This window comes from Nonomuraea sp. NPDC050547, assembly GCF_044457345.1.
GTDB lineage: Bacteria > Actinomycetota > Actinomycetes > Streptosporangiales > Streptosporangiaceae > Nonomuraea.
Window position 1 is genome coordinate 282,145 of the sequence record NZ_JBITGW010000012.1, and the last position, 16,815, is coordinate 298,959.

A 16,815-nucleotide genomic window follows, 5' to 3' on the forward strand; every position below is an offset into this window, starting at 1 on the left:
CCTGCTCAGACACCCTGCACCGCAGCCGATCAGGGAGGTCGCGGTGCCAACGCAGGAGCTCGAACGCAAGTCGGCTGGTGGGCTGTCCGCCGGCGTCGTCAATGCCCAGGACGAAGGTGTCGTCGAGGCGCTCGTGTCGGTCACGAACGTCGTGGACAATGTCGGCGATTTGATCCTGCCCGGGGCGTACGCGGACACGCTAGTGACGCGGACTCCCAAGGGCTTCTACAACCACGACGACAAGGTGTGGGTGGCCCGCACCGAGGTCGTGGAGGAACTGCTTCCGGGAGACCCGCGGCTCCTGACGATGGCCGCCGAGGCGAAGATCGCGTGGCCGGCCGAGGCAGGCGCACTCTACGTCAAGGCCCGTTTCAACCTGGAGACCGACGATGGGGCGAAGGCGTTCTCCAACGTCAAGTTCTACGGCAGGGAACAAGAGTGGAGCATCGGCTACCGGGTGCCGAGAGGCGGCGCGACTCGCGACGCCAAGGGCATCAGGCGGATCCGGCGGCTCGACCTGTTCGAGTACTCCCCGGTGGCGTTCGGTGCCAGCTCACAAACCGTCACCCTGTCGGTGAAGTCGGCCCTGGCTGACGACGACCTGCCCGGCCGGATCGCGAACTGCTTGCGCGAGGGCGCCCCGCGGGAGGTCAAGCGGGACCTGGTCCGGCAAGCGCGCGACGCTGGCCGGCTCGGCATGCTGCCCCTGGACTGGCGTGAAGGGATGGACGCCGCGGCCGCGCTGGAGGACCTGGCAGCAGCCGCCGGCGTGGAGGTGAAGGCGGACCGCGCAGAAGCAGGAGCCGGCGTCATGGTGGCGTTCATGCTGCCCGCCGAGGTGGCCGAGCAGCTCGCCGTACCGGATGGAGTGCCCGCAGACGAACTGCACATCACGTTGGCCTACCTAGGCAAGGAGCTCAGCGAGGACGACCTCGCCACCGTGGCCGACGTCGTCAGCGCGGTCGCGACGGATTCGGCGCCGCTGGCCGGCGTGGTGGGCGGGATCGGCGCGTTCCCCGCCAATGATGACGGCGTTCCAGTGATCGTGCCGGTGGACGTGCCCGGACTTGAGGTGCTGCGTCAGCATCTGGTGGACCGGCTGGCCGAGGCCGGGATCTCGGTGGCGTCGAATCACGGCTACACCCCGCATGTCACCCTCACCTATGTTCCGGAGGGTGAGGCGGTGGCGTTGCCGGAACCGGTGCCCGCTCAGCAGGTCGCGTTCAGCGAAGTGTCCGTGGCGCGGGGCAGCGAAGCGACACCGTTCCCGCTCGGCAGCGCTGAGCCCGCGGGAGAGGAGCCGGGATGGCACGACGGCGGGGACGGTTGGGACGACCTCCTCGACGCTGGCGCCCCCGACGTCGAGCAGGGTGAGGAGACGAAGGACGCCCATCTGGACGCGGCCCGTGCGATGGGGTTCCCCGTTCCCGTGAGCCTGGAGGAGGTGCGTGAACGGCTCCGCCAGGCGGCCGCTGGCTGGGCGCGCGAAGCTGGGTTCCCCGGGTGGGCGAATCTGGTGGCGACTTTCGCTGACGTCGCGTTCGTGTGCGTGCACGACGACGCCGACGTAGAGCACGTCTTCCAGGTGCCGTACGACGTCGCGCCGGACGGCCAGGTGACGATCGGTGCACCCGTTCCGGCCGAGGTGTCGATGACCGGTGCGCCGACCGAGGACGCCCTCGTCGCCGTGTTGGAGGAGACGATGGCCGCGGTCAAGCACATTGGCGCCGGTCTGGAGACGAAGGCGGGCCGGGTGCTGTCGTCTGCGACGGCGAAGGACCTCCGCCGGGCGGTCGCTTCGCTGCTGGCGGTATTTCGGCGGGCGGGGATCGACATCTCTGACCCGGGCGAGCAGAACGAGCGGCAGTTCGACGAGGAGGAGGTGTTGCCGGACGAGCCGACCGTCCGGCCGGACTCCACCGCCCCCAGCGCGTTGCCGACCGAGATGAAAGCCCTGACGGCGGAGATGCTGGCGGAGGCCGCCGAGATCGCCGCGGTGGCGGTGCTGCTGGCGGTGGAGGCGTGAGGCGGCGACAGCGCAGCCCGCAGCATGGCTGCACCCGCTGCGAGAGCCTGGAACGGGCCGTGGCCGACGCGCAGCAGGCTCAAGCGGAAGCTGAGCTCACAGCGCACCAGGCGCGCGCGGAGAAGCACCACGCTTGGCAGCACGTGGACAGGCTGACCCGACGCCTGGCCGCGATCGACGCAGATCAGCTACGTGGCGAGCGTGATGACCTCCTGCTGGAGAACGCGTCCCTCCGCGCCGCAGCGAGGCCGAGAAGGCCGCGGCGGCGGTACAGGATGTGCTCGCCAAGATCGCCGAAATGAAGGACGAGGACCGCGTCCTGGCCGAGCGCGTGCACGCCATCATCACCGCCGGGGCCCCCGGCCTCGCCCCGAAGCTCTGGTACGGCATGCCCGCCTACGCGCTCAACGGCAAGCTCGTCTGCCACTTCCAGCCCGCGGAGAAGTTCAAGAGCCGCTACGCCACGCTCGGCTTCAGCGACCCGGCGCAGCTGGACGACGGCGCCATGTGGCCGGTCTCCCACGCCCTGACCGAGATCACCCCCGAGGTCGAGGCCCGCATCAGCGCACTGGTGAAGCAGGCCGTGAGCTGAAGCGCCGGCGGCCTTGCGCCCACCCGGGGTGTGGCGGGAACCTGATCGCCTGGGTGGGCCGACGGAACGAGGCGGTTTCGTGAACGAGCTGATGCCGGTGGTGGCCGGATTCCTGCTCACCACCGTGCTGGGTGGCGTGCTGGGCTTCTTCTTCCAGCGCCGGGCGTGGGCCCACCAGCACCGGGTCCAGACACGCGACCGCGACCGCGAGCGGGCGGTCATGGTGTTCGAGGAGGTCAGCAGGCTCCTCGACAAGCGGCTTTACCGCCTGCGCCTGCTGTACTGGAGCCTCGCCGGTGACACCGGCACCCGCTCGGCGAAGTCCGAGACGAGGATGGAGGGCTACCGGCAGGTCCTGTTCGAATGGAACGACAGCATCAACCGCAACCTCGCCCTCATCCAGCAGTATTTCGGGGTCGAGCTCCGGGACCGGTTCGACAACCGGATCGGGGCGGACTTCGTGACCCTGGGCAAGGCCGTAGAGGCGATGTGGAACGGCCGGACGGACGGCGAGCCGATCGACGACACGCGGCTGAACACCCTCGCCGACAAGGTCTACGCCTACAACCTGGACATGCTCCAGGCCATCCAGACGGGAACCGTGGGCATCACCGGAAACCGCTGATCGCGGGTTCAGGCCGGCTGGCCCACGCAGCGCTCGGCTCGCGCTCGGCGACCGGTCGGAGCTTGCGAGGGCCAGGGAGACGATCGCCTGCCTGGATGCCCGGCTTGCAGCCGCCGAGCGTGGCGCCGTCGCCCCCTGACCGCCTCGGGCGCAGCACGCCGAGCGGGGCCGCGCACGGTCACTGCATTGGACGCTGACGCAAACCCTGCCTCCCCGCTTTCCTCCCTCTTGATCGTCTGACGTCCCGGTGCTGACCGGGCGGCGCGACCGCAAAGTCAATCCGTGTCAGCATCAAGGGGGAGCCGTGACCACGGCTACGAGCGACATCAACACGCGCATCAAGGAACTGACCTCCGCGCTGGAGCAGAAGTCCCAGCGGCTCAACGCCATCTCCAACACGATCACTGACGAGACCGGCAAGGGCCACATGGTCATCTCGCCGGAAGCGCACGCCGACTATCAGAAGACTCTGGGCGAGGCGCGCGAGATCAAGGCGCTGCTCTTGGAGCAGAAGGAGCACCGGGACATCGAGCGGTTCCTCGACGAGCCGAACGAGCCCAGCTACGCGGCGCACGACGCCGCGGCCGTCGCGCACGGCAAGCAGTACAAGTCCCTCAGCGAGGCATTCCTCGGCAGCGACGCCTACGCCGAGATGAAGTCCGGGAGCTTCCGGCAGCTCGGCCAGGTGGCCGAGTTCGAGCGGGGCCTGTACTCGTTCGAGCGCAAGGACATCTTCTCCTTGAGCGCCGGCACGCACACCACACCCGCCTTCGGCACCGCGGAGAACGTCGGCCTCGCCGAGCGTCAGCGCAGGCCCGGCCGTGTCCGCGACCTTTTCCCGTCCGAGCAGACCCAGTCCAACATCCTGTACGGCATCAGGCAGATCGGGTTCACCAACAACGCCCGCCGGGTGCCCGAGCGCGAGCAGCCGAACGGCGGCCCGGCGCTCGGCAACGACACGGACGTGTTCGGTAAGGCCCCGAAGTCCAAGCTGTCTTTCATTCCGTACACGGCGCCGATCGTCGAACTCGCCCACACCGTCCACATCCACAAGAACACGCTGGCCGACGAGTCGCGCATCCGCGGCATCATCGACCGCGACCTCGTGGACGGGCTCAAGCTGAAGGAGGATGAGGAGATCCTCTACGGCGCGGGCAACGGCGACGAGATCACGGGCCTGTTCAACATCCCCGGCGCCCAGGAGTACACGGGTCTCGTCGCGGACGCGAAGTACAAGAGCCTCCAGCTCCGCCGCTCTGCCACGATGGCCATCCTGGCGTTCTTCGAGCCCAACGGCGTCGTCCTGCACCCGTTCGACTGGGAAGAGATCGAGACGGAGCGGGACGAGCACGGCCAGTACCTGATCGCCGTCAGCATCGCCGTGGGCGGCGAGAAGCGCGTGTGGCGGATGCGGGTCGTGGACACCGCCGCAATCAGCCAGGGCACATTCCTCACCTGCTCGTTCGGCTACGGCGCGAAGCTCTTCGACAGGGAGGCCGTCTCTGTCCAAGCCTCGACGGAGACCGGCGAGGCGTTCGAACGCGGGTACGTGGTCCTGAGGGGTAGCGAAAGGATTGGCTTGGCGGTCGATAGACCCGAATCGCTTGTACTCGGCACGTTTGCTGCTTAGTGCATGGTGGGGGCGAAAGGTTGAGACATCCTTACGCTCCCACTAAAATTCGAACGCAGAATCGATCCGAGAATGCATGAAAGCAGACCCTTCCGCGAATACGGAACAGATGCAGAGCGTGAACGCGACGCCGACCACCAGAGAGCAGTCCTGACCGACAGCGGCAACGGCGAAGTGAGCGCTGGGCGGTGGACAGACTGGATTCGCTGGGACTCGCCGCATTCGCCCCACCCGGAGTGAGCGTAGATAGGGAGAGGACGCTAACGGTCTTCTCCCGCCACACGTCCCTGCATGACCTCGACCCCACACGATCTGCACTTTTCCGTCCCCGCTTCCCCGAGCCACGCTGGTGCGCTGTACATCGAGCGCAGCAGCTACGCGAGAGGTCGGTATGCAGGACGGCTGCAGGCCTCAGGGCGCGGGGCCACTAGAGCGACTACCGCAAGCGTCGGCCCGCGAGAAACGCGATAGTCAATGCTGCCAGTGTGGCGGATCCATATAGCAGCCGGAGTGCCAAGCGAGCGGGCCGAGAAACAGTCCGCCCCTCGCGAAGTCGCATCGGGCTTGCCGGGGTGTTGAGGGAGTCGTGGTAAACATCGTCAACGATGCGATAGAACGCCATTTCACGCCGAGTAGCCGCTGCAGCTAAGTACAGCTCCCGACGTGCCGTCCAATGGTTCCGGGCTATTTCATGCTGGAAATGGATCGAGGCGAACTCTCGCAGTTCCCTCTTGCTGAGTTGCCGCAGCTCGTAGTGAGAGAACCAGTGAGCGAGCCAGAGATTGGCGAAGACTCTAAGGCGGGCGACCTGATCGTCCTCTGGCCCGCTCCACGAGCCTCCGGCGACTTGCAACAAGCTTGGCTCCTCCAAGATGAAGCGGACGAGCTCTAAGTGCAGGGCGCGCTCATTTTGGGCCACAGATGAACGAACAGCCCGGGCTTGAAACGCCGCAGACAGGGCGACGCCAGCGAGGGAGAGGGCCGCCAGCAGCATCGCAGTGGACCCATATGCCTCACCAACGTTGCCCAAGAGCAACCAGTCTTCCTTCGTCGCGAGCCCAGCAAGGCCGCGCAGCGCCACCGGTGAGAAGACCAAGCCCAACATGATCAAGATGACCGCCGCCGCCGCTAATATCACCGCAGTCGCTCGCCTAACCCAGGTACTCATTACTCCTCCGCAACTACAAGCACACTTGCGCGAACGCGGCCCTCAGACCAGTGTGAGCTAAGACGAGCTGTCAGGAGGACCCTCGTGAGAGCTGACGGTAGGGATCCATACTCTTTCGATCTGTCTCACGTCGAATGGCGCAAGAGCAGCCGAAGCACGGGAGATGGGGAATGCGTCCAGATCGCTGTTCTAGCTGACGGGTCTGTTGCTGTAAGGGACTCAAAGCGCACCACTCGCCGACCTCTGTGCTTCACTGCGGTAGAGTGGGCAGCCTTCATCTATGCCATTCGTGTCGGCGAGTTTGATCAGGTCAGCGACACCTTCTCGCCAGAATGAGTACGCTCAGCACGTTCGCCCCCCGCCTCGTAGCCGGGCCAGGGCGCATCGGGAGAGGACACTAGCGGACCTCTCCCGACATGCTCCCCAGCATGATCTCGACGCGAAGCGATCTGGATGTCCGCCGGCCCCGCTTCACTGAACGACGTCAGTACTGGACCGGCGCCGTGTTCGATGTCTGCCGGGGTGCCGAACGCCTGCCACAGGAGGCCGCTACCGAGCCTTGCCGCGGAGGTGCCAATGCGTAGGCGCCTTCAGCCGCAAGCCCTGGCCGACGCCTACCGGGCCGGCGCCTCGGTCCGGGAACTCGCCCAACAGCACGGCGTGTCCCACACCACCATCCACCGTAGGCTCAAGGGCTGGGTGGTCATGCGGAAAGTGGGCGGGCCGGTTGGGTTCCAAAGCCCCCAAGAGGTACAGGAAGCGGTGGCCGCGGCGTACGCGAACGACGTGCCGATGGCCGACATCGTGGACCAGTTCGGAGTGTGCGACGAAACAGTGCGCCGGATCGCGGAGGCCGCAGGGATCCCTCGAAGGAAGCCGGGCGGCCGCACGCGCTTAGACCACGTGCAGATCGCGGATCTGGCCGACCTTGGGTGGCCACCTGATGCGATCGCGGAGCTCGTCCAGTCCAGCCCCTCCTACATTCGATCGATCCTGGCCGCGCCTCCCGCCGAGGACGATCAGAAATCGGGAGCAGACGCTAACACCGCAGGTGAATGACACTGCGCTGCATGTCATCGCCCTCTCAGACCAAACGGACAGGCATCAACGTGGACGAGGCCGCCGCCCTCTACAAACAAGGATGGACGCTGCGGAGAATCGCGTCCCGACAGCGGTGCTCCTTCCAGCGGCTCTCCACGCTCCTGCGCGAGCGCGCAGACGTCGAGATGCGCAGCCCCTCGCATCCACGCGCGCTACGCCTGACGCCCGTCAAACAGGCGGCGATCCGGGATGCGGTGGCTCGCGGGATGAACCAGTCCGAGATCGGTCGCCAGGTTGGCGTCACCCCTTCCACCGTCGCACGGCTGGCCGAGCGGGAGGGGCTTGACCTCTTGAAGGGGAAGCGGCTGTCGTGGGACGTGGATCGGGCTCGTCAGTTGCGGGCCGACAATGTCCCCTATACCCGCATCGCGAGTGAGGTTGGAGTGGCTGCCATGACGGTGTGGCGCAGGCTCAATCCGCGTACTACCGCTGCTCGGGCCCCTGCGGGAAGGGGCAAGCAGCGGTAGGTGTGCATCGCTGATCTCGGTCAGCGTACCAACTTGCGGTCAGGCGTACGGATTGAACGGAATGCCTGGAGGCTTGGCCTTTGCCAACGCATCGCTGAACCGGGCATCCCTCAGGTCCAACTGCGCCGGGCTGAACTGGTCCCTATTTAGGGCACCGCGTAGGTTGGGGGAAAGGCTGTCCCAGCCAACCAGACTGGGGTACTGCCATCTACCGGCGTGGTTCTCTGGCTGCTCACCCTTCCTAGCGAGACGGAAGGAGTGTGTTACAACTCCACCTCGGTGATAGACGATCTTCGGGTGGGCACCGATCCATTGGACCTGGCTACGGTGATATGTCGTGAACTTGCCATGGGCTGACGTCGAGACGTAGATGGCCCCCTGGCGCGCGACCCATACCACCACATGCTCCCAGTCATGCTTGTGCGTTCCGAGGGCGGCCTGATCCATCTCGAAGTACAGGGCGTACAGGAAAGCGCACCAGCCGTTGTTGCACTTGTAGCGGGAGTAGCCGTTGGTATTGCGGAGGTCCGAGTCAGCTTGACAGTCGGCGTGGAAGGCGTCAGCCGGTTCGAGACCGGAGGCGACTGTTCCATCCCGGCCGATTGCGGGGGTGGGGTAGCAGCCGTCCTTGTCATAGTCGTAGGCAGGCTGGTAGTACCACTCGCCCGGACCACTCTTTGGGGGCAACGCCGCTGGTGGCGCAGCGAATGCGACGCCTGGGACGGCGCTCAACGCGAGCACCATGCTGACCGTGAGCAGGATGCGGCTTTTCCTGATCTTGACATCAGGTCGGCGCCGACGGTGAGCTGCCAGTTTTCGGAGGCTGGCGATGAGGTTCGGTTTTGGTTCGGAGTGCGAGGCACTGCTTACGGGCAGCACCGATCGGACGCTGCTTGCCATGGTCTAAGCGACTCCATGTCTCGTTGGATGAGGAACGTCGTGATGCGACGGCCATGCAGGAGAGGGTGTTGCATTTCGGTTCCCGGCGCCACGCGGCTCGGGAATCGGGAATTCCCGAAGGGGCCTCACCGGGGTCTTCCTGGCAGGCGCTCAATGGACTATGAGTGCTTCCCGAGCCTCGCGCACTGCTGAGGGTCGGGTTCGAGATCCTTGCTTGGCATCCAGCCGACGCCTGTGGAACTGTCGCGCGGGTCGGGTAGCGCGACGGCGTGATAAACGATCCCGTCCGCGCCGGTCTGAGGGGCAGCGGCCACGTGGCGAACACGATCGCCAGAACTCTTGAACTTGACCGGCTCAGTATCACCGACCTCGGCGTACACCGGCGAAGACGGCGATTTCACCAGGCTGCACCGCGGCGCAGTGGGAGCACTCGGCATGGCCTGTGCATCGGGCGCCGGCGTCGGCCGCCCCGGAAGATTTGCGTAGACCAAATACGCCACCGCAGCGGCTGCGGCCACGTACGCCCACGTCCGCGGCCTGTTCCACGCAGCCCTTCGTGGCGCGATTGCCGCCGCCTCGGAAGGGACGTGGGCGGCGCCCACCGTGGAGATCGGCGTAGAGATCTGCTCACACTCGTCCGGTACTGACGGATTCGCGACCTTATGGCACTTAGCCAATATAGCTAGGTACTTTGGGTGCTCTTCTTGTGGGATGCCTACCTTCTTCAACATTCCGGTGAAGGTTTTCTCGCGAGGCAACTGTCTGCCTGAAAGATAATTCGAGAGCGCGGTGTCCGATATGCCGAGTTCTCTAGCTTGCGCCTCCTGAGTCTGCTTGCCTGTCCGTTTTGATAACTCTTTTACCAAATCGATCAGCGGGCCGGTCGAATCCGATTCTTTACGCATCCCGTTTCCTGTTCCGGGTCGGGAAACCGCAGGTCAGCACCCATCAGGAATTCCCCCTTCCCGATGGGCGAGTGGTGCGGATGGGGCGCATGTCATCCTTCCGCATGTCTTCATCCAAAGCGGGTGAAATCAACAGGAAGGAAGCTTTACAATGGCGCGCCGATGGATCATGAAGGCGACAGTCGCCTTCGTTCTAGCAATCCTTCTCACAGCCGCACCCACGGCAGCGAACGCCGCCGAACTCCACCGGTTCCAACGCGTCGAACAGACAATTTCCTACCAGCAGCCCGCGACCGCTTCTTCACCCTGGCTTAGGGCGGCAATCGCGGCGTGCAAGGTGACGCGGTGCTACAAGTGGTGGCCCAAGCGGGCCGCCCGCGACTTCCTGTATGGGCACGTCACTCCCGCCGTGAAGGCCCTTCTGCGCGCATGGTTCTGCAGTAGAACATTCCTCTGCTAGTCAGAGCACGCAGCAAGCCCGTCTAGCACGCAGGCCTCCCTCGGAGCACGGCTGGCGAGGTCCTCCATCAAGGCCGCCATTCCGTCCGGCCCTGGGAGGACCTCGCGGGCCCCGCCCCTTCACTAGGCCAAACACTCCCTGGGAATCGAACAGGTCCACCGCGACGTCCATGAGCGGCTCCAGCCCGTCGAGCGGGGTCTCGCCGGGTCCACATGAAGCGCTCGGGACGGCCGAGGGGGTACTTGGGGGCGTCGTCCGGTTCGGCGGGGACGTCGGTCCCGGCCGACGTCAGTAGATGTGTACATCGGGGAAGCGAGCGCGGACGGTAGGAGCCACCGCCGCCTACCGTCCGCCTCTGATCCAGGCCGCCGGCTTGGAGACAACGCGTTGACTCTGGAGGCGGGAATGCCACCCCGAACCCGAAAGCAGCCAGCAACCGATCCCCCTGGCGCCGAGACCCCCAAGGTTCCGACGCCCGAGCCTGCCGACCCGGCGCCGCTCACCCCTCCCGATGAGCCGGATGTGCCCGGTGAGGCGGACACGGCGGACGATGAACCGACCACCGACGCGGCCCCGCTGGCGCCGCCCGCACAGCGGAAGGCCGAACCGGAGGTCAAGCAGGATCCGATGACCCCTCCTCCGCCTCCTCCTGCTGTGGGCCAGGAGGGCACGTTGGACCTGCGCTGGAGCAACGGTGATCGGGTGACGGACGCGGACGATCTGTTTGACGATCCGGGCCCCCGCTACACGCACATGGTCGTGAAGCGGCGGGTTCTCGAACGGCACCACTACGCCGGCGCGTCCACGCCGACCAACCGCCTGCTCTACCCGGTGGGCGCGAAGGTGCCGCGATCGGAGGCGGACCGTATCCGCCGTGAACTGTCATCCTCCTGATCGCGTGATCGGGGGGGACTCGGCGGCGTATTGGTGGGGTGTGGGCGTCCAGACGGTGGGGGACCCGGTGCCCACACTCCTCCAGTACGCCGCCGAGCCGTTTCTACCGTGAGGAGCCGAGGGTGAGCGCTGACGAGCTGCTGGTCGTCTCTCCGGAGAAGGTCGCCGTGCGCGCCGGGCTGAAGCTCCCCTTGACCGAGGAGCAGCGTGAGACGGTCGCTGAGGCGATCGGGGACGCCTTCGGCGATGTCGCCGCCTACCTCGGGCGGCCGCCTCTGCCGGTCACCCTGGTCCAACGCGGCGCCCAAGGTAACGGCCGCGGCGGCTGGCAGCTCGCTCACGACCCGGTGATCGAAGTGCTTTCCACAGCAGCGGAGACGGGCGTGAACGGCGAGCTCACCGGCCTCTACACGATCACCTACCGGGCAGGCCTCAACCCAGCGGAGAACCCGGTGTACGGCAAGGCGCTCGGGCGATACATTTCCGCGTCCGCAGCCGCGCACCCGATGGTGCGGCGCGTCGTGCAGTCCGACGCCCCGGACGCACGCCTGATTAAACAGGCCAATGTCGAAGGCCAGGGCGTCACCTGGGAGGACGTGAGCGGCGGCGCGGCCGGCTCGGGCGCTGCTGGAGCGCCACCCAGCCTGGACAGTCTGAAGCGATGGCGGCGCCGCGGCGTCAACCAGCAGCCCGGGATCGCCCCGCACCCGCTGGAGATCACCTGGCGGTGGCCATGGCCGTGATGCTCGCGACGACCCAGTTCTCGATACGGCGCGCGACCATGACCATGGACGCGCACGGCATCCGCTCGGCGTCCGGCTGGGCACCGGCCAGTAAGGCGCGGCCCGGACGGATCGTGGTGGAGCCGTCCGAGGATGGCGAGCGCGACGGTCCGGGCGTGTGGGTGCTCGGCGTGGATCCGGCGGAGTGGCCGCTGCGCGCCCGTGACCTCGTGATCGAGCCGTCCACGGGCAGGGAATGGCTGGTGATCACAGCCGGACGGCGTTCTCATGCGGTCACACCGTCCGTGGACTGGCTCCGCGCGGAAGCCTCACTCCGCCCGACGTGACCGGCTACCGGCGGCGGGCCATGACGAGCGACCCTGCCAAGCTGAGGAAGTGCAAGCCGGGGGTGTCGTTGGCGCCGAATTCTGCTTCGGCGATGCGGAGGAAGTTGACCTCCACGACAGCCTTCACCTTGGACCCGCGGACGTGAGTGGGTAGGGCGCGGGTCGCGGCCGCGATCACGCCGCGCACGATGACGCTCTGGCACTCGCAGTTGATCCGCTGGTGGAGCGGCAGGCGGGGATCGCGAGGGCGGTCGGCCAGATCCACGGCCGTCAGCGTCACCCACCTGCCTCCAACCGCGCCCGATCGGCGGCGATCATCGCCCGCTCCGCGGGTGTACTCCGTCTTTGGAAGCTGGTAGGGGACGTTCGCGGGGATCGTCTGACCATCAGCGTGCCGGTGTGACGGCCGAGCTTCAGCTCCGTTGGTTGCCACCCACCGTTTCGCGTCGGGAGCCCGGTTCTTGGCCTCGTCCGCCACTGCTTCGGAAATCCGCTCGACCTTGTCCCGGATCGCTCCAGCGGCGAGGCGCCTCGTCAGATCTGGTGCGATGCGTGCCTTTGTCCGTGCCATGAGCCCCAATGGTGGGTCTTCCAGCCCGGTTGCGTCTCCACCGGACGTCCGCCGCAGCAGGGTAGGGGCCTTTGAGCCCAACGATGAGACGCAGGCCGCGGACCGATCCGATAGAGGGCGCACAGATGGTCGTGCTGGCTACGATGTGAGCTCCCCTGACTGATCGGAGATGCCCCGTGGATGCGGCCGTTCCTGCTGTCCTGGTGTTGTGGGATGTCGATCACACCCTTATCGAGAACGCTGGGGTGAGCAAGGAGACTTATGCCGGGGCGTTTGAGATTCTCGCCGGGTATCCAGCCGAGCACCGCGCGGAAACGGATGGCCGAACGGATCTGGAGATCATGACGAACCTCCTCTCCCGGCATGGGATCGAGGCGGCTCCATCTCATCTGGCGAGGCTGCCCGAGGCGTTGGAGGCTTCACTTACCTCGCGCCGTCAGCGCTTGCGCGAGAGAGGCCACGCTCTGCCAGGCGCGAGCGAGGCGATCACCTCTCTGGGCCGCGTCCCGGGCGTGATCCAGTCCGTACTGACCGGCAACATCCAGCCGAATGCGTTCGTCAAGGTTGAGGCCTTCGACCTGCATCACGGACTCGACTTCGAGATTGGCGGGTACGGCTCAGACGACATCGTGCGCGCCAACCTCGTGGAAGTCGCACGGAAGCGAGCCCGCGCCAAGTATCAGGTTGAACTGCTTTCCTCCACGACGATCCTGATCGGTGACACGGTCCGCGATATCCAGGCGGCTCTCAACGGCGGCGCCGTTGCCATTGGGGTCGCGACCGGGCCCAACACCGTGGAGGAACTGCTGGCAGAAGGAGCCGAGACAGCGCTCCACGATCTGACTGACGCGGACGCTCTGGTACGCGCGGTCACCGCTGTTCAAGCGCGGGCGACTGCTGCAGAGCGGCTGTAGAACTGTCCGCGAGCAGTGCCTGCCTCTGCCGATGGAAGTTGGATTCCTGGATGGGGTAGGCGGTCTCCCACACCCGTTCGAAGCTGCGAATGTAGGTGTCGAAGAAGTCTCCACCCTCGACTCGCCGCAGGTGCAGGATAGGCGCGATGTAGCCGTATGCGCCGTAGATGTGCTGGTTGATCAGCATCTCGTCGTCATACCGGAAGATCGAGTTGTACAACGATGTGCGGTGCAGCCGGAACTCGATGCCGGGGACATCGACCAGAGGGCTGTAGTAGGCCAATGCCATCCGGATCCGGCCAGGGATGGCGTCGTAGAGCTGCTCTTCTACGCCGCGCAACGCCATCTCGGGTGTATCGGGATCACCCATCATGATCCGCACAGAAGCGCCAGCGGCGGCCTTGTTCATCAACATAGCGACGGACTCTGGGTTGTCCTCGGGCAGGAACAGACTGGCGTTGGCGAACAGCCAAATGCGGCCTGTCGCCTGGGTGAGCAGATCCAGCCAGAGCTCACGTGGGGTGGCGGAGCGGTGCGGGTAGAGCCGCACGATCTCCGTTTCGGCCGCGGTGGCAGGATCCATCGCCAGGTCCGGCCACAGGTACGCAAGAGGCGTGCCGAGGGCCTGGGCCGCCTGGTGCGCCGTCGATCGGCGCGGAACGACACCCCTCGTGATCCACCGTTGGACACTCTTGGGGTCCAAGCCGAGATGCAACGCGAGCGATTCCTCCGTGAAGGAACTGGCCCGTAGCGTGGCACGCAAGCGTTCATTGGCCATAGGCAGTATCCCGGGGGGCGTTCGGGGACGTTGGTGATCCCACGCTAGTTCTCCGAACGCCCCGCGAACAAGGTGGTTACGTCCACCGCACCGGAGTTTCATCTGAACTTGAGTGGCGCGGCGCCTCGCCCGCGCCAGTCCTACAGCGCAGAGGAAGCTCCAATGGATGATCACGGTCTGGTCGAGTTCCCGGATTGGGAGGTCTCGGTCTCGGGCGAAGTGTGGCGGGCCCAGCAGGGTGATCGAAGCGTGGAGGCGACCTCTCTCAACGAGTTGCGGGAGCGTGTGCGCCTGGAAGCGGCGAGCTGATGGGGCGGCGTGGTGGGGTGGGGCCTTTGCCTTCTTGGCCGTCCCGATGTCGGGACGTTTCGGGACCTGCGTGCCTTTCGTGTCCTGTCGTGGTCCGTAGGGCCGCATCAGGACTTGAGAGAGACGGAGCCGAACGGCTCCCACTCGTACATCCGGTTGTCACGGCCCAGCACGATCAACTCTGCGGTCTCGACGCGTGTGGTCACGGGAGCAGCTTCGACCCTGGCCAGGGCGTCTGCGATCGGCTGGGCAGGGCCCTGGACGTTGCTGTAGGCGATCGACACGTGGGCGGCGAACCCGTCCTCGGGTTCGGGGACGGTCGGCCACACGTCGGCGATGGCTCGGCGGATCGCGGCGCGCACGGCGGCTGCTGGTTCCTGGGGCTGGGCTTCCCAGCGGATGGCCTCCGAGGTGATGCCGGGCCGGTCGAGGGTGAGGTCGAACGCCGGAACCTCAGCGAGGCGTTCACGGGCGGCGTGGACGATGGCGTGCACCTCGTCTTCGGGGATCTCGTCGGTGAAGCCAATTCCTTGCATGGTCAGGTGCAGCCAGCGGTCGGGGATCAGATTCAGCCCCGGCAGGCCGGCCAGTGCTCGTCGGTACGTTTCGGCGAGCTGGTGGACGTTACCGGCGTGCTGGAAGGTCAGGTGCCAGGTGTAGAAGCGGCGTCCGACGCTCCATCCGGGCCGCCACCACCAGTGATCTGCCATCCGCTGTTGGCTCATGGTCACCTTTCGTCAGACCGGATCGGCGTCGTTGCCGGGGGCAAGAGCCAACGTACGGGGCAGGGCGTTGAGGTGCCATGCCTCGATCTCTGTCTGGAGGCTTCGGCCGGGGTTGCTGCCGCCCAGCGGGGAGCGGGCCAGGATGAGGGCCAGTTCGCGCAGGCGGCGGGTGACGGTGTCGAGACGGCGTTCGGGCGGCAGCGCCAGGACGGGACGCAGCGCTTCGACGGCGCCGTCCGGCTGGTCGAGGTCCAGGTGCGCGAAGCCCTGCGAGATGCGGACCTGGGCGAGGGTGCCGTAGGGCTGCGGGTGGGGGTCGGCGAGGGCGGTCTCGGATTCGCGCAGCGCGGCGGCGGGGTCGCCGATGCGTGGCAGGACGGCGGCGTTGTAGTTGGAGCGGCGGAAGTCGAGGCAGGTGAACAGGCCGCCGATGTCGTCGATGCCCGTCATGCGGTTGCGGGCTTCGGCGGCGCGGTTGAGCGCATCCCGGGCTTCTCGGGTGGCGCCGAGCGTGGACCATGCGTCGGCTTCTTGCAACGCCAGCAGGATGGGCACGCTGCCTTGGGCGCCGTATTCGGCGCCGCGGCGGGCGTAGCCGATCGCGTCGCGCTTGTTGCCGCTCCAGAAGGCGATCTTGCTGCGGGTGGACAGCACCCAGGCGCGCAGGTCGTCGTGGCCGGCCAGTTCGGCGCACAGCCATGCGGCGCGGCCTTGGGTTTCGGCGTCGCGCAGCTGGCCCAGGTCGGAGCTGATCCAGGCCAGCAGGGTGCACAGGTAGCCGGCGGCGGCGTACAGGTCGGCGCTCTGACGCGGGTACTGGCGGCCTTCTGTCAGCTTGAAGACCCGATCGCGCAGGCTTCGCACGCGCACAAAGACTGTCAGCGGGTCGCCGGTCAGGTAGTCGCGCGACAGCGCGCGGATGTCGGCCAGGAGTTGTTCGAGCGCGATATCGCCGACGTTGGAGGTCTCCGCCCAGGCCGCCCAGGTAGCCGACTCCTCGGCGACCTGATGGACGAGCACCACGGTGGAGGGTGCGATGTCAGGCTCCGCCGGCGACGTCGAGTCGGCCACGCTCGGCGGGGCGGAGGAAGCCGGGCTGGTGAGCCGCCGTACGTCGGCGGCGGGCAGCGCCTGCCGGTCCTCCCAGTCGAGCAGATCCGCCGGAGTGCAGCCGAAGATGTCGGCCAGGACGTCGAGGACGCGCATCGTGGGGCGTCGGCCACCGCTGCGCGGCCATTTCTCCCATTTGGCCACGAGCGATGCGTCGGCGGCGAGCGCGTCGCCCGGCCGGGCCGCGGCCCGCGTGGTGATGCGGTCGGCGAGCTGTTCAAGGGTCCAGCCGTGGGCGTGGCGCCATGCTTCGCGCGGGCGCATCGCCCATCGGGCTCGCATCTCTGCGGCGATGTCGGCGCGGCTGCATTCCAGCGCCAGCATTTCCTGACGCAGTGCCTCGCGTTGGGCCCGTGAGCCCGGTTTGGAGGGTTTGTCCATGTGCTGCTCCCCGCACCGGCCGGCATCAATGCCCACGGTAACTGCGACCTCCGGGCGCCGCCGGACCGCGCCCTGGGGCGGCGTCCAAATCCTGCCCGTCGTCCCGCTGTTTGCGCAGCTCACGCCCAGTCAAGGGTGTCCAGAAAACTTGGCCATTACTGTCCGTGACGATGTTGCCGCTGATTGAGAT

Annotated in this window: 19 protein-coding genes; 12 read left to right on the forward strand and 7 right to left on the reverse strand. The window is 66.7% G+C overall.

Features of this window, described 5'->3' with window-relative positions:
* Positions 1–43: 43 nt before the first annotated feature.
* The 4 genes from ACIBHY_RS29585 (at position 44) to ACIBHY_RS29600 (ending at position 4,873) form a co-directional block, all read left to right on the forward strand.
* A complete protein-coding gene (locus ACIBHY_RS29585) occupies positions 44–2,026 on the forward strand; it encodes a 2'-5' RNA ligase family protein (RefSeq protein WP_397308340.1) in 1,983 nt (660 codons plus the stop codon).
* Positions 2,027–2,324: 298 nt separating this feature from the next.
* On the forward strand, positions 2,325–2,618 hold the full coding sequence (locus ACIBHY_RS29590) for an iron chaperone (protein ID WP_397308341.1): 294 nt from the start codon (positions 2,325–2,327) through the stop codon (positions 2,616–2,618).
* Positions 2,619–2,697: 79 nt separating this feature from the next.
* Positions 2,698–3,243 carry a hypothetical protein gene (locus tag ACIBHY_RS29595; RefSeq protein WP_397308342.1) on the forward strand — a complete coding sequence of 182 codons (546 nt, stop codon included), beginning with the start codon at positions 2,698–2,700 and terminating at the stop codon, positions 3,241–3,243.
* A 304-nt stretch (positions 3,244–3,547) separates the two neighbouring features.
* On the forward strand, positions 3,548–4,873 hold the full coding sequence (locus tag ACIBHY_RS29600) for a phage major capsid protein (protein WP_397308343.1): 1,326 nt from the start codon (positions 3,548–3,550) through the stop codon (positions 4,871–4,873).
* A 436-nt stretch (positions 4,874–5,309) separates the two neighbouring features.
* Here the strand turns inward: ACIBHY_RS29600 and ACIBHY_RS29605 are convergent, their stop codons facing one another.
* On the reverse strand, positions 5,310–6,041 hold the full coding sequence (locus tag ACIBHY_RS29605) for a DUF6082 family protein (protein ID WP_397308344.1): 732 nt from the start codon (positions 6,039–6,041) through the stop codon (positions 5,310–5,312).
* Between the two features lie 84 nt (positions 6,042–6,125).
* On the opposite strand from ACIBHY_RS29605, the gene ACIBHY_RS29610 reads away from it, so the two are divergent.
* The 3 genes from ACIBHY_RS29610 (at position 6,126) to ACIBHY_RS29620 (ending at position 7,609) form a co-directional block, all read left to right on the forward strand.
* Entirely contained in the window at positions 6,126–6,377 is a 252-nt protein-coding gene (locus tag ACIBHY_RS29610; protein ID WP_397308345.1) for a DUF397 domain-containing protein, read from the forward strand.
* Positions 6,378–6,617: 240 nt separating this feature from the next.
* A complete protein-coding gene (locus ACIBHY_RS29615; RefSeq protein ID WP_397308346.1) occupies positions 6,618–7,100 on the forward strand; it encodes a helix-turn-helix domain-containing protein in 483 nt (160 codons plus the stop codon).
* A gap of 11 nt (positions 7,101–7,111) precedes the next feature.
* Positions 7,112–7,609, forward strand: coding sequence for a hypothetical protein (locus ACIBHY_RS29620; RefSeq protein WP_397308347.1), 498 nt, complete (start codon positions 7,112–7,114; stop codon positions 7,607–7,609).
* Between the two features lie 39 nt (positions 7,610–7,648).
* Here ACIBHY_RS29620 and ACIBHY_RS29625 read toward each other — a convergent pair whose 3' ends face one another.
* Together ACIBHY_RS29625 and ACIBHY_RS29630 are read right to left on the reverse strand one after the other, a co-directional pair.
* Positions 7,649–8,509 (reverse strand): NPP1 family protein, encoded by an 861-nt coding sequence (locus ACIBHY_RS29625; protein ID WP_397308348.1) that lies wholly within the window; start codon positions 8,507–8,509, stop codon positions 7,649–7,651.
* Positions 8,510–8,667: 158 nt separating this feature from the next.
* Positions 8,668–9,414 carry a helix-turn-helix domain-containing protein gene (locus ACIBHY_RS29630; RefSeq protein ID WP_397308349.1) on the reverse strand — a complete coding sequence of 249 codons (747 nt, stop codon included), beginning with the start codon at positions 9,412–9,414 and terminating at the stop codon, positions 8,668–8,670.
* 982 nt (positions 9,415–10,396) lie between these two features.
* On the opposite strand from ACIBHY_RS29630, the gene ACIBHY_RS29635 reads away from it, so the two are divergent.
* From ACIBHY_RS29635 to ACIBHY_RS29645, 3 genes are all read left to right on the forward strand, one after another.
* Positions 10,397–10,768, forward strand: a complete 372-nt coding sequence (locus ACIBHY_RS29635; protein ID WP_397308350.1) for a hypothetical protein — start codon at positions 10,397–10,399, stop codon at positions 10,766–10,768.
* Positions 10,769–10,890: 122 nt separating this feature from the next.
* Positions 10,891–11,511 carry a hypothetical protein gene (locus ACIBHY_RS29640; protein ID WP_397308351.1) on the forward strand — a complete coding sequence of 207 codons (621 nt, stop codon included), beginning with the start codon at positions 10,891–10,893 and terminating at the stop codon, positions 11,509–11,511.
* Positions 11,511–11,837 (forward strand): hypothetical protein, encoded by a 327-nt coding sequence (locus ACIBHY_RS29645; protein WP_397308352.1) that lies wholly within the window; start codon positions 11,511–11,513, stop codon positions 11,835–11,837. Before ACIBHY_RS29640 ends, ACIBHY_RS29645 begins: the two co-directional genes overlap by 1 nt.
* 4 nt (positions 11,838–11,841) lie before the next feature.
* Here the strand turns inward: ACIBHY_RS29645 and ACIBHY_RS29650 are convergent, their stop codons facing one another.
* Entirely contained in the window at positions 11,842–12,408 is a 567-nt protein-coding gene (locus tag ACIBHY_RS29650; protein ID WP_397308353.1) for a hypothetical protein, read from the reverse strand.
* Positions 12,409–12,584: 176 nt separating this feature from the next.
* On the opposite strand from ACIBHY_RS29650, the gene ACIBHY_RS29655 reads away from it, so the two are divergent.
* Positions 12,585–13,322, forward strand: coding sequence for an HAD family hydrolase (locus tag ACIBHY_RS29655; RefSeq protein WP_397094135.1), 738 nt, complete (start codon positions 12,585–12,587; stop codon positions 13,320–13,322).
* Here ACIBHY_RS29655 and ACIBHY_RS29660 read toward each other — a convergent pair.
* Complete coding sequence (locus ACIBHY_RS29660; RefSeq protein WP_397308354.1) at positions 13,279–14,100, reverse strand: helix-turn-helix domain-containing protein; 822 nt, start codon at positions 14,098–14,100, stop codon at positions 13,279–13,281. The genes ACIBHY_RS29655 and ACIBHY_RS29660 overlap by 44 nt on opposite strands.
* 162 nt (positions 14,101–14,262) lie before the next feature.
* Here ACIBHY_RS29660 and ACIBHY_RS29665 point away from each other — a divergent pair, with 162 nt between their 5' ends.
* Positions 14,263–14,409, forward strand: coding sequence for a hypothetical protein (locus ACIBHY_RS29665; protein ID WP_397308355.1), 147 nt, complete (start codon positions 14,263–14,265; stop codon positions 14,407–14,409).
* Positions 14,410–14,516: 107 nt separating this feature from the next.
* Here ACIBHY_RS29665 and ACIBHY_RS29670 read toward each other — a convergent pair whose 3' ends face one another.
* A complete protein-coding gene (locus tag ACIBHY_RS29670; protein ID WP_397308356.1) occupies positions 14,517–15,134 on the reverse strand; it encodes a 2'-5' RNA ligase family protein in 618 nt (205 codons plus the stop codon).
* Positions 15,135–15,146: 12 nt separating this feature from the next.
* Positions 15,147–16,625: a helix-turn-helix domain-containing protein gene (locus tag ACIBHY_RS29675; protein WP_397308357.1), complete on the reverse strand. Its 1,479-nt coding sequence runs from the start codon at positions 16,623–16,625 to the stop codon at positions 15,147–15,149.
* Between the last annotated feature and the right edge of the window lie 190 nt (positions 16,626–16,815).